The 11,912-nt window shown below is 60.0% G+C and carries 11 protein-coding genes; 3 read left to right on the top strand and 8 right to left on the bottom strand.

What is annotated here, in order from left to right:
• Nucleotides 1–99: 99 nt before the first annotated feature.
• Both MNODULE_RS03605 and MNODULE_RS03600 read left to right on the top strand, forming a co-directional pair.
• Nucleotides 100–462, top strand: a complete 363-nt coding sequence (locus MNODULE_RS03605; protein ID WP_168058107.1) for a heavy-metal-associated domain-containing protein — start codon at nucleotides 100–102, stop codon at nucleotides 460–462.
• A 195-nt stretch (nucleotides 463–657) separates the two neighbouring features.
• The gene (locus MNODULE_RS03600; protein ID WP_168058106.1) at nucleotides 658–3,087 is read left to right on the top strand and encodes a tetratricopeptide repeat protein; all 2,430 of its coding nucleotides are present in this window, start codon (nucleotides 658–660) and stop codon (nucleotides 3,085–3,087) included.
• Nucleotides 3,088–3,147: 60 nt separating this feature from the next.
• Here the strand turns inward: MNODULE_RS03600 and MNODULE_RS03595 are convergent, their stop codons facing one another.
• Both MNODULE_RS03595 and MNODULE_RS03590 read right to left on the bottom strand, forming a co-directional pair.
• A complete protein-coding gene (locus tag MNODULE_RS03595; RefSeq protein ID WP_168058105.1) occupies nucleotides 3,148–3,378 on the bottom strand; it encodes a hypothetical protein in 231 nt (76 codons plus the stop codon).
• A gap of 140 nt (nucleotides 3,379–3,518) precedes the next feature.
• Nucleotides 3,519–6,053 carry a hybrid sensor histidine kinase/response regulator gene (locus tag MNODULE_RS03590; RefSeq protein ID WP_168058104.1) on the bottom strand — a complete coding sequence of 845 codons (2,535 nt, stop codon included), beginning with the start codon at nucleotides 6,051–6,053 and terminating at the stop codon, nucleotides 3,519–3,521.
• Nucleotides 6,054–6,393: 340 nt separating this feature from the next.
• On the opposite strand from MNODULE_RS03590, the gene MNODULE_RS03585 reads away from it, so the two are divergent.
• Nucleotides 6,394–6,900 (top strand): hypothetical protein, encoded by a 507-nt coding sequence (locus MNODULE_RS03585; protein WP_168058103.1) that lies wholly within the window; start codon nucleotides 6,394–6,396, stop codon nucleotides 6,898–6,900.
• A 120-nt stretch (nucleotides 6,901–7,020) separates the two neighbouring features.
• On the opposite strand, the gene MNODULE_RS03580 is transcribed toward MNODULE_RS03585, so the two are convergent.
• The 6 genes from MNODULE_RS03580 to MNODULE_RS03555 form a co-directional block, all read right to left on the bottom strand.
• On the bottom strand, nucleotides 7,021–7,659 hold the full coding sequence (locus MNODULE_RS03580; RefSeq protein ID WP_168058102.1) for a hypothetical protein: 639 nt from the start codon (nucleotides 7,657–7,659) through the stop codon (nucleotides 7,021–7,023).
• Nucleotides 7,650–8,432 carry a Tim44 domain-containing protein gene (locus MNODULE_RS03575; protein WP_168058101.1) on the bottom strand — a complete coding sequence of 261 codons (783 nt, stop codon included), beginning with the start codon at nucleotides 8,430–8,432 and terminating at the stop codon, nucleotides 7,650–7,652. The genes MNODULE_RS03580 and MNODULE_RS03575 overlap by 10 nt, the downstream gene beginning before the upstream one ends.
• Nucleotides 8,433–8,644: 212 nt before the next feature.
• Nucleotides 8,645–9,400 (bottom strand): TIGR04290 family methyltransferase, encoded by a 756-nt coding sequence (locus MNODULE_RS03570; RefSeq protein WP_168058100.1) that lies wholly within the window; start codon nucleotides 9,398–9,400, stop codon nucleotides 8,645–8,647.
• Between the two features lie 31 nt (nucleotides 9,401–9,431).
• A complete protein-coding gene (locus tag MNODULE_RS03565) occupies nucleotides 9,432–10,235 on the bottom strand; it encodes a sugar phosphate nucleotidyltransferase (protein ID WP_168058099.1) in 804 nt (267 codons plus the stop codon).
• 17 nt (nucleotides 10,236–10,252) lie between these two features.
• Nucleotides 10,253–11,344: a CgeB family protein gene (locus MNODULE_RS03560; RefSeq protein WP_168058098.1), complete on the bottom strand. Its 1,092-nt coding sequence runs from the start codon at nucleotides 11,342–11,344 to the stop codon at nucleotides 10,253–10,255.
• Nucleotides 11,341–11,904, bottom strand: coding sequence for a protein-tyrosine phosphatase family protein (locus MNODULE_RS03555; RefSeq protein WP_168058097.1), 564 nt, complete (start codon nucleotides 11,902–11,904; stop codon nucleotides 11,341–11,343). Before MNODULE_RS03555 ends, MNODULE_RS03560 begins: the two co-directional genes overlap by 4 nt.
• Between the last annotated feature and the right edge of the window lie 8 nt (nucleotides 11,905–11,912).

Genomic DNA, 11,912 nt, shown 5'->3' with positions numbered 1-11,912 from the left:
TGACAAAGAAAAACAAAAAAGACTACCCTGTCCTTAATTCCCAGTTTTAATGTTTCAACAAAGCCGGTGTTTCATCACTTCTCATTGGAGGAACAAGCGATGAAAAAAGTGGTTCTCATGTCACTCGGAGCGGGCGTGCTTGTCGCAGGCGGGATCGGAATGAGTTGTTTATTCAACTCCGCCGCGGACAACGCGATGCAGATGGCTTACTCGGGGAGCAATCCGGCGATGGCCCGGACGGCCTCCATCGAAAAGGTCTCCGTCCAGTTCATGAAAGAAGACGGCGATTGCCCCAAGGCCGCGTCGAAAAAAGTCCTTCAAGTCCTCCTCTCCGTCCCCGGCGTGGTGGAAGCCTCGGTCGATCCGGACCAGCTTCTGGCGGCGGTGACCGTAGAGAAAGGAGCGGTCCCTGTGTCCTCCCTAAAAAGCGCGATTGAACAAGCCGGGTTTATGACCCTATAACCGGTCTCACGCCGAGCGACGATCCATTTTATTTCAAGGCCCCGTGCCAGGAGTGAAACTCCTCACGGGGCCTTGATGTTTTGGGAATTGAAATCCAAGAGCAAAGCGCCCGGCTCCCCACATTTTCGTTGAATCAATTTAAAAAAAGCGATACCCTTAGGGACTCCTTTCACCGTTTTTGATGAAGCATTCAAAATGACCCCGGAAAAAATTAAAAACCGCAAAGCCGTCCCACTATCGATCACGCTGATCCTCCTCGCCCTCTCCGCGGCAACCACCCTACCCGGCTGCGCCACCCCCTGCAACCCCGCCGACCTTTCAAATCCATGCCGCCCCCTGGCCGATCATTCCCGCGACGCCTACGAATGGCTTGTGAAAGGAACCGCCCTCGAAAACAACGGCCAGGATGAAGAGGCGCTCGGAGCGTTCGAGCGGGCCATCCGCTACAAACACGACTATGCGGAGGCCTGGCGCAGCAAAGGGGTTCTCCTCCACAAAATAGGCGACGAGCAAAAAGCGCTGGACGCGTTCGAGCAGGCGGTCGAGATCAAACCCCATTTCATTGAAGCCTGGTATGGCAAAGGGATCTCCCTCGGCCGTCTAGATCGGGAGGAAGAAGCGGCCGCATCGTTTGAACGGGCCGCCGGCCTCGCCCCCGAATCGCCGGAAGGCTGGTATTTTAAAGGGCTCTCATTGAGCCGCCTGGGAGGAAATGAGGCGGCCGTGAGCGCGTTCGAGCAGGCCCTCGCGCTCAACCCGTTTTACACCGAAGCGCTGCTCCGGAAAGGGATCGCCCTCAACAGGTTGGGCCGGGACAGCGAAGCGCTCGCCGCCCATGAACAGGCCCTCATCGTAAATCTCTTCAATGTAGAGGCCTGGTACCACAAAGCCCTCTCCCTGGCGCGATTGGGCCGGGAGGAAGAGGCGCTGAAAGCGTTTGAAGAAACCCTGAGGCTGAAGCCCGATGATCCCGAAGCGTGGCTCGAAAAAGGAAATATGCTCGCCCGCATGGGCCGGGAGCCGGAAGCGCTGGAGGCATTTAATCAAGCGATCACCCTCCATCCGCGGCTCGACCGGGCCTGGTTCGGGAAAGGAGGATCGCTCAGCCGATCGGGCCGGGACCAAGCGGCGCTCGACGCGTTCGAGCAGGCGCTTCAACTCAATCCGGCGCATTCGGAAGCCTGGTTCGGGAAAGGGGTCTCCCTCGGACGGTTGGGCCGGCATGAGGAGGCCCTGGCCGCCGCAGAGGAAACACTCAAACGAAACGGCGAACATGTCTCGGCCTGGCATCACAAAGGGGTGACGCTGAGTCAATTACGCCGGGATCAAGAAGCGTTGACCGCGCTTGAGAAAACCCTTCATCTCGATCCCGAACATGGAGACGCCTGGTTCAGCAAAGGAAACGTCCTCGCGAGATTAGGCCGGCATGAAGAAGCGTCGGCCGCTTACAATCACGCCGTCACATTCAAACCTGATTTTTTTGAGGGATGGTACGCGAAGGGCCTTTCCATCGTCAACTTGGATCAAGCGAAAGAAGCGCTGGTCGCTTTCGAGAAGGCGATCGCGCTCAAACCCGATCATCCCGAAGGGTGGTTCGGCAAAGGGGTTGCGCTGGAACGATTAGGCCGGGACCCGGAAGCGCTGGCCGCTTTTGATGAGGCGATTCGGCTCAAAAGTGAATACGCGGAAGCCCGGCATCGGAAAGGACTCGTCCTTGAGAAAATAAATTTATTCGAGGAAGCGCTGAAGGCCTATGAGCAGGCCCTCAGACACGCCGCCGATCGTTCGGAGATCTGGTACAGTCAAGGGGCCCTCCTGGAGCGGCTCGGCCGTCACCGGAAGAGCCTCGCCTCCTTTGAAACATTCCTCCAGCTCAACCCGGACGAAACGGAGCTCTGGCAACAAAAGGGAACGACACTAATCAAATTGGGACGGGTTGAAGAGGCGCTGAAATTAACAGAGAAGATCGCCGCCGTCACACCGGAGACGCCGGAGGTCTGGCGGTTGAAAGGGGTTGCCCTGGAGCGGCTCGGCCGTCTGGAAGAGGCGTTGAAAGCGAACGAGAAGGCGATCACGCTGAAGCCCGGCTTCCAAGAGGCCTGGTACAACAAAGGGATTGTCCTCGAAAAATTAGGACGCACCCAGACAGCCCTGGAAGCGTATGAAAAAATGATTGCCTTTGCGCCCAACGATCCCGATCCCTGGTTTAGAAAAGGACTTCTCCTGGAGCGTCTAAAAAGAGATGACGAAGCGCTCGCCGCGTATGATCGGGCCGCCTCCCTCAATCAGAACCTCTCCGGTCCCTGGTATCAGAAAGGGCTCGTTCTTGCCAGATTAGGCCGTCATGAAGCGGCGCTGGCGGCGTACGAGAAGGCCCTTGCACTGTTTCCTGAAAACGCGGAATCCTGGGTCAGCGCGGGGATCTCCCTGGAAGAGTTGGGCCGGGACGACGCGGCGTTGAAGGCGTATGAGAAGGCCCTCTCCCTGAAGCCCGATTTTCAAAAAGCCTGGCAATACAAAGGCCATATCCTTCAAAGACTCGGCCGCTTCAGAGAAGCGGTCGAAGCGTTCCGGAAGGTCCAGACGTTCGGATTGGCAAACGCGCAGGAGCGGCGCATCCAATAACGGCAAGGAGAGACCAAGCCGCTTTAATCGCGGCTTGATCTACCGCTCCTGAGCTCCATCTCACCCGGGCACCTTGGTCTTCGGCCGGATCTCTTCGGAGAGGCTCTTTCGAACCCCCTCCGGCCCCGCATCCTCCAGATACTTCCAATCCGGATGACCCTCACCCGAAAGAGGTTCGTCCTCCGAGCCCCCGGGCGGCTTCGCCGCCGCCACAATCCAGGCCCAGACGAAATTCACAAAGACCAGGGCAATCAACGTCGGAAGCCCATATTCCAGAAATCCCTGATTCATCTTTTCCTCCCTTTTCTTAAAGTGGCCGATCTCTCCCTCCGGGAGAGGGCGAATCGATTCGCCACCCTCAGCATCCCATCTCCAGGCAACAACGGGATCAAATTCAGATCAATTTTCGGTTAAACCACAGAGGCGGAATATCAACCGTTGGAACGAAAAGAGGATGGGAAATCGGAGGAGGCCGCGGGAGGCCTCTCCTGAACGGCCTGCCGCAAAGCGTCGATCACCTTTTGGAGGAGATCGGCCGGTCGGTAGGGTTTCTGAAGAAAGGAGACATCGGTGAAATCCAAGGAGTGATCGGCGCGATGGCCGCTGGAGATAATGACTTTCAGATTCGGTTCGATTTGGCGAAGTTGGTGCAACACCTCTCCCCCCGAGAGGTAGGGCATCGTCAGGTCGAGGATCACCAGATCGATCTCTTGCTTTTTTCGAACGAACAGCTCGACCGCTTCCCGGCCGTCTTCCGCCGTCAGAACCCGATACCCTTCGTGTTCCAGAACGGCGCGTCCGAGTGTTCGAATCGCCTCCTCATCGTCGACGACAAGAATGGTTTTCCCTTCGTCCGCGGGAGGCTTCTCGGCAAGGGGGGAAGCGGGGATCGAACGGACCCCTTTTTCGGTCCGGGGAAAATAAACAGAGAAGGTGGTTCCTTCCCCCTTGACGCTCTGCATCTCGATCCAGCCTTGATGCGCGGCGACGATTCCGTAGACGGCCGACAGCCCCAACCCGGTCCCCCGCCCGACCTTCTTGGTGGTGAAGAAGGGCTCGAAGATCCGGTGGCGGATCTCCTCATCGATTCCGACGCCGTTGTCGGCGATGCGGAGACAGACATGTTTCCCCGTCCGGGCGTTCGGGTGGACCTGGCGGTGCGCCCCATCGACCTGAACGTTCCCGACATGGATCGAAATGCGCGGCTCCCAGTCGGCCGGCGCCGGGGAGCCGCTGTTTTTCTCCATCCGCTCCAGCAGGGCGTCGCGCGCGTTGACGCAGAGATTCATGATCAGCTGGTTCATCTGTCCCGCGTCGGCCAATACGGGCCAGAGATCGTCGTCCACCCCCGTCTCCATCCGAATCCGGCGATCGATCGCTTGCCGGAAAAGGCGGGCGACCTTCTCCACCTCCTCCCCCACATGCCGCGGCTGCCGGTCGATCGGGCTCCGCCGGCTGAACGAGAGGAGCTGCTGCGTCAGCCCGGCGGCCCGCCAGCCGGCCGCATGGGCCGTGTCAAGCAGGCTGTACGCTTCGCTCTCGGGAGGAATCTGCTCGCGCGCCAGCTCCAGGCTGACGGTGATCGCCGTCAGCAGGTTGTTGAATTCATGGGCGACCCCGCCGGTGAGCTGGCCGACCGCCTCCAGCTTGTGGACGTGTCGGAGCTGCGCTTCAAGTTGCTTCCGCTCGGTGACGTCTCGAAAGCTCCAGACCCTCCCGACATTCTCCCCTCCGATCCGCTGCGGTTTCGAATAACGCTCGAAGACCCTTCCATCTTTGAATTCCAACAAGTCATCGCTCTCCTTGTCCGATTGCTGAGAGAGCTCCCGCACTTTTTTCAAGAATCCTTCGGGGTCCTTCAGCTGATCGAGCAGATGGGCCAGCGCCTGATCGTCCTCTCGGAGGGCGACGATGTCGCCTGGAACATTCCACATCTGGATAAACTTTTGGTTGAATCGTTCAATTTTTCCCTCTTGATCGACGACGAGAATGCCGTCGGCGGTCGACTCCAACGTCGCGCTGAGCAGGGAGAAGGTCTTCTTCAGCTTTTCCTCGGCGCGTCTGCGGTCGGTTTCGTCTTTGAGGGTGACGACGGCGCCGACGACCTGATCCTGCTCCAGGATCGGGTTGCTCGCGCAGTCGACCCAAACAGGTGCGCCGTCCCGGCGCAAAACCACCTTATCCGTGCCGGAACCCGCCCCCCCGCGATCGGGAGGGAGGTCCGGCGCATCCTGCAGAATGCGCTCGACCGGCTGCCCGACAAGCGTCTCCAGAGAATAGCCGGTCATCTTCGCCGCCGCCGGATTTGCAAAAGTGACCGTCCCTTTCAGATCCAATCCGATGATCGCTTCGCCCGCGGAGTTGAGCACCAGATCGACGCGGGCCCGCGCCTGCTCGCTGATCCGCCAGTTGACGAGGAGGACGACACTTTCGCTCAAGACAAAGCCGGCATGGATGACGGCCCATTTCCAGGGATGAACGAATGCGTCGGGATGATTGTATACCATCGTGGGGACGAACTGGCCGGTGAGCCCATGTTCCACGACCACGAAGAGGATCGCAAGAAGGTAGGGAACCCAATCTTGATAGAGTGAAATGACGGCGAGCATGACGAAGAAGTGGAAGTGGGCCTCGATGTAGCCCCCCGAGAACTGAACGAGGATGGCGGAAGAGGTGATGAGGGCCAGACTGGCGGCCGCCGATCGGGCGCTGCGGCTGATCTTGCCCCAGGTCGCTGCAAGCGCGACGGCGGCGATCACCCCCCCCTCGGCAAAACTTTGAACGACCCCGAACCCCTGATAAACCCCGAAAAGGGGAAGCCCCGCCGCGTGAAGCCATGTCAAAAGCAGGATCGCTCTATGTCGAACCCTCCACTCCTCCTCCGGGAGAGCGCGCCCTTTAGGAAGAACCTTCTTGATGATGTCAACGAGCCGACCGGCTTCGGACGGCCCGCGCTCAGAGAGCATTTTCCTTCTCCGAAGAATAAGTATCCGATACGAAATATTCGACCACCGACCCATCGAACCGGATCGGCTTCCTCCACATCCTACCCAAACATATATTAGGGTATTCTGCTGAGGAAACCCTACCACAATCAGAAAAAAGATTCAATGGGAATATGCAGGCGTATTTTCCTTGAGGATGAACGGGAAAGAGAGATCAAGCCCGCTTCATTGAAAACCGGGGAGCGAACGAATCTTCACTCGATTGAGATAAAACAGCGAGGAATTGAGGAATTCGATGAGGCTATTCTCGTCGGATCACTGATTGACGGTCTGGAGATTTGTGGTATACAGGCTATTGTCGATGATCATCAAACTCCCATACATCTATATCATCCTGGCATTGATGACCGGGGCGGTCTGGACGCCGGCTCAGGCCGTCGCCGCCGAAGAGCCGATCTCTTTTTCGCCCCTCTCCTTTTCAACGGACGCTTCCTTGAGAGATCCTTCTCTTTTTGAGAAATACCTGGCCGACCCTTCGGATCAGGTCAAGCTGGCAAAGTACCTCGCGCTTCTGCCGCCGCTTTTGAAAGACCGATCCCAAACGCTGCAACTGGATCGGCGGGGGTTTGAGGAAAACAATCCGCTCCTCGGCCGCCGCCCCTCCCAAACCAAGATCAACAGCTACTTTTTGGTTTTCGCCCTCTCCCTCTTCGCCGCCTCTTATCTGCCGGAGCCGTTTGCCTCCTCCCTTCTCGACACGGTCCGTTTCCAGGAAGAGATCGTCGCCTACGAAAACGAGCGCCTCTTCGACCGGGAAGTCCGCGTCGACGCCGCCCCGATCGCCTTCATGTTCACGATTCTTTATTAAGACCCGCTTCCAAACCGCGGACGATCCAAACAGAAAACCCCTTGTAAACAGGCCGGACCTGATTCAAGGGGTTTTCGTGTGATGCAGACAATCGTCTTGATAATCGGCTTTAAATCATTACTAAGGGACCGGACCGTCCACGGTGATCGTGCCGGTGGTCGGCCCCCCGGCTCCTCCTCCGCCGCCACCCCCCCCGCCGCCGCCCATCGAAGCGGCGGCGCCGAGGACCACGGCGCCGGCGACGGTCCAGACCCACGGTTTCTTGTACCACGGCCGGTCGTCCCCTTGAAACCGCTCCCACATGGAGGGGGACTGGACCGCAACGAAGGCGGGAGAGAGATCGGGCGGCCGGAGGGTTTGGACCCGATTCCCCGCCCGGTCCGCCGCCTCCAAATAATATTCGATGCCGGGATCCTGCGCCGCCTCGCCCGGAATCGTCGCCCGATAATGATCATTCGCGTCGGGGATCATTTCGAGCGTCCGGTAGCTCCGCTCCCCCTTCGATCGGAAAAAGAGGCGGACGTCGGCCACCCCCGATTCCGGATCGGTGACCGTCGCGACAATTTCAATCTCCTCCCCGCCGCGGAAAAGGCCGAGGGGCCGTGCATGCAGGATCTTCGGGGCGACCAGATCGATTTCCGGCGCCTCCTGCGCGAGCAAAAGGAAGGGGTGGAGCAAAAACCCATAAAACGCCGCCGAGACGAGGAGGAGCGGAGCCACGCTCCGACGATGCAGATCTTTTTCCTTTATTATTCCCAAATGATTTTTCCCCATGTTTCATTCTCATTGCCCGGAAAGGGAAGACGGACCCGCGCCGTCGCCCAGGCCGCGCCGGGAACCACGCGGTTTCCCTGCGCATCGACCAAGCTTTTGATCATGAAGCGGGCCGCCACGACCCGGTCGTCCCCGTCCCGATCGGCCTCTTCCAACGTCATTTCCAGCTGAACGCTCCGGTAGTTTTCGAACAGGAGCCGAAAGAACTCCTCCCGCGGCGCCGGCATCTCGGAGAGCGCCCGCATCTCGTCAAGATCTTTCTCCTCCCACGCCTCCTTCAGCCATTCGAAGCGCCGCTGCGCTTCCTTCAGGGTCGGCTTCGGAAGAATCGCCCGCATGAAAAGCGGACGGAGCGCTTCTCCTTTCACCGTCCGGTTCCCCGACACGTTTTCGGCGACCAGATAATATTCCAACCCTTCCGGACCGACCTCCAACCGGGGGATCGAAAGCCGATAGACCCCCTTCTTTTCATCTCCCCTCAGTTTTTCAAAGGAGAGGCTCTGATACGCTTCCTCCCCTTTTTTCCGATAGAAGAGGCGCACCGATCGGACCCCCGCTTCATCGGCGACGACCGCCGACATTTCAATTTCCTGAAGCGCCATAATGGGAAAGGGGGGGATGTAATCAAGACGCGGCGCCACGACATCGATCAGCTGGGCGGAAACGGAAGGCGCCATTGAAAAGAGGAAGAGACCGAGGAGGAGCGCGCCCCAGCTGAAAACATTCTCTCTTTTTTCGATTTGATCTTTTATTTTCAAGAGGGTCTTTCTTCTAACATTCAACGTTTGCGATAAGACGCGATAAGAGAGGAGAGGGGGTGCCGACCGATCAGAATCCCAACCGATCTTTCCACACCTCAGCCGATGAGAAAGACGGATGAACCAGGGCATGAAAGAAAATACCCCTACACCGGTCGATCTGTCAATAAAATTATCTATTTTCTCCGCCGTCCTGTCCGGCAAGAAGGTTTTTATCCACTGATTGTCGGCGGCGTCCCTCGACGGCAAATGAAGACCTCCGCCTCGGGATGATCGATGATCTGAAACCCGGCGCTCCGAAGCATCGCCTCCGCGCAGGCGCGGTTCGGAATCCACCAATTCGTCGGATCGTTCGCGTATCGTTTTTCGATAAAATACATCCGCGGGAAAGCCGGATCGTCGAAGATCCCCTCCTCGCTGAAGGGGTAATCTTCTTCAAGCAGCCCATTCTCCGCGCTGCCGCGGCACATTGTCTGGAAGACGAGGAGATCCCCGACGACATGTTCGTAAAGAAGATCGAGCGCCAGGAGCGGATGCCGGAGATGATAGAGCACCCCCATGAAGAGGACCAGATCGAACCGCCTCCCGAGCGTCGGGACATCATAAATCGAGAGCCGTCTGAAATCAATATCAACGCCGCAGACCTCGGCCGCGAAGCGCGCCTGCGACAGATAAGCCTCATCGCTGTCGATCCCCACGACGAGGTCGGCCCCCCGCCGCTTCATCTCGATGGCGTAAAAACCGGCGTTGCAGCCGATGTCGAGGACCGACCGTCCGGTAAGATCGGCGGGGATCGCATGGGCGAACCGGCGCCACTTGATCATCGGATAATCGCCGAGGAAATGACCGGGGGCGGTCTGGACCCCCTGCAAATTGAGATTATGAAACCACTCACCGAGATCGCGGACCCGCTGCCGGATCTGATCGGGGGTGAACCTTCCGTCGAGCGTCAAACGGGAATGACTCATTGCGCTTTCTCACCTCAACAAAGAGAAACCTTCAAGCGACCCGCCGCGAATCGGTCTCCGTCGGATCGCTCTTTTGCGGCCGCTGCCGAAGACCGGGCCGCATCCGCTCCGCGCCCCGCGCGCTGAGGAGCTTGATCGCCTCGCGGTAGCCGTGGATCGTTCCGACGTCGACATACGCTTCGCCCGCCGGGACCCCACGGACCGCCCCGCCGCGCTCGATGTAGGCGTTCACGAGGGTTCCGATATACTCGTCCCGGCGGTCCCGCGCGCACCAAAGCTCGAAGAGATCGCGCAGCACCCCGCCGGGAAGCCGGAACGCCCCCCAGATCCAGTGGGTCGACGGCTTCGGCTGCTTGACCTCGATCTTCAAAACCGCTCCCGCCCCGTCGGTCACCACCGCGTCGAAGAACTCGGGCCGCGCCACCGGGAAGAGGAGAAACGAGAGCCCCTCCGCCGGCAGCCGCGCCAGCCCCGTCTCCGGAAACCAGATGGTATCGGGAAGCCCGACGAGCACCGGCTCCTCCGGGTGGATCAGCGGCAGCGCGGAGAAGATCGCGTCGCAGAGACCGGCGGGCCGGGGCTGAACGGTGTAGCAGAGGTGCGCCGAGGAGACACGGCCGCCGTAATATTCCAGAATGTCCGACTTGCCGGGGGAGATGATCAGACAAATCTTGTCGGCCCCGGCCAGGATCATCCGCTCGATCAGATACTCGCTCACCGCGCGGGGCCGCTCGACCTCGCCGTCGAGCCGGCTCCCGACCGGTAACAGCTCTTTGGAAAAGGCGAGCGGTTGAATGCGGCTTCCGACCCCCGCCGCCGGGATAATTCCCCACATCGGTCTCCTCTCCTTCACTATAACGTCACATCTTGGACCGAGGGACGGCACGCCCCTTCCAGCGCCTGATGCAGATCGTCGGCGCGGCGCTCCCCGGTATGCGCCGACAGCGCCCGCTCGCGGGCCGATCGGGCGATCTTCGAGAGGCACTCCTCCGGCGATTCGATCGCCGCGATCGCCTCCTCGGCGCTTCGGGCGATCAGGATCTCCGTGCCCGGCTCGAAAAACTGGTCGAGCCCTTCCCAGAGGTCGCTTAAGAGCGGGACGCCGCAGGCGGCCGCTTCAAAGAGGCGTCCCGAAGGGCAATAGCCGCTCTCCACCATCGGCCGGCGGGTCACGTTGAGCGTCAACCGCGACGAGCAGTAAAAAACCGGATGATCGGGCGGGGGGATATGCCGAACATAGAAAAGATTGGGGGTCCAGGGAAAATCGTTCGGATATTGCGACCCCCCCAAAACAAATCGCCGGCGCGGGAGCCGCCGCGCCGGCGCGATAAACAGCTGCTCGAGCGCCTCCTGCCGGTCGGCGGCATAGGTGCCGAGGTACGAGAGATCGGCCCGATAAAATTCGACCGGCGGAACCGGACGGTGCGCCGATGGATCGACGCAGCCGTAAAGCGGCGCCACCTGCCGCGCCCCCAGCCGCTTCTGAAGCTCGGTGAGGGCGGCCCCTCCGGCGTAACTTAAAACCAGATCGAAATCGCCGAGCCCTTGGGAGGGGATGTAGACGACCCGCTCGCCCGCCCGGATCCGCTCCAGCGTCACCGGGGTGTCGAGATCGTAAAAGACGCGGAGCCGCGCCGGCGAGGAGAGAACCAGGTCCGACGCGGCGACCGCATCGGGACAGTAGGAGGTCACCATCGCCACATCGGCGTCGCTCAACGCCGTCTGCGCCCGCCGCCAGGCTTCTTCCCAATGGGAATAGAGAACTAGATCGATGCCGGGCGAGCCGGTAAAATCGCGATGCGCGGCGTAGTAAGGAACATCCCGTTCGAAGAAGAGAATCCGGTCCCCGCGCCGCGCCATGGCGCCGCCGAGGGCGCGCCAGAAGGTGGCGTGCCCGTTTCCCCAGGAAGAGCTGATCGTCAGACCGAAGATCACCAGCATCATTTCGTTTTCCCCGTCGATTGCATCCCGTTCCCTTTGCCCGCAAAAGCCGTCGGCCGGAGGGCGCTCCGCTGATGGACCGTCTCATACCGCTGCCGGACATAATCGATCAGGACCCCGAGCTGGTAGACGCTCGGATCGCTTCCCGGATGTCGCTCGACCACCCGCGCAATCGCGTGGGCAATGTGGAATCCCCGCGCCAGGATCAGATAGGCGATCGCGACCGTCGGCGCCCGGCCGATCCCCTGGCGGCAGTGAAGGTAGACGCGGCGTCCCTCCTGGTGCCAGGCTCGGATCTGTGCCACCGCCGCCGCCAATGCCTCGACGGTCGGAACCCCGTCCCACCCCCCATCCCCGCCGTCCTGAATCGGCACGTTGGCCCAGGCGAGGCGGCGCACCCCGTGAAGACACATCATGGCCGGCTCCCCCTCAATCAGGTGTTCCTGAAGGCTGAGGACGGCATTGATCCCCTCCCGGAACAACACCCGAAGATCGGCATCGGTCGGATAACACCCCAGCGCCAACGTCTTCTCATCATCGACCCAACAGAAGTGAAATTCCATTCTTCTTG

Origin of the sequence: Candidatus Manganitrophus noduliformans, assembly GCF_012184425.1 — a bacterium.
Lineage (GTDB): Bacteria > Nitrospirota > Nitrospiria > SBBL01 > Manganitrophaceae > Manganitrophus > Manganitrophus noduliformans.
The sequence above is the reverse complement of the archived record's forward strand: the minus strand, read 5'-3'. Positions and strand labels throughout refer to the sequence as shown.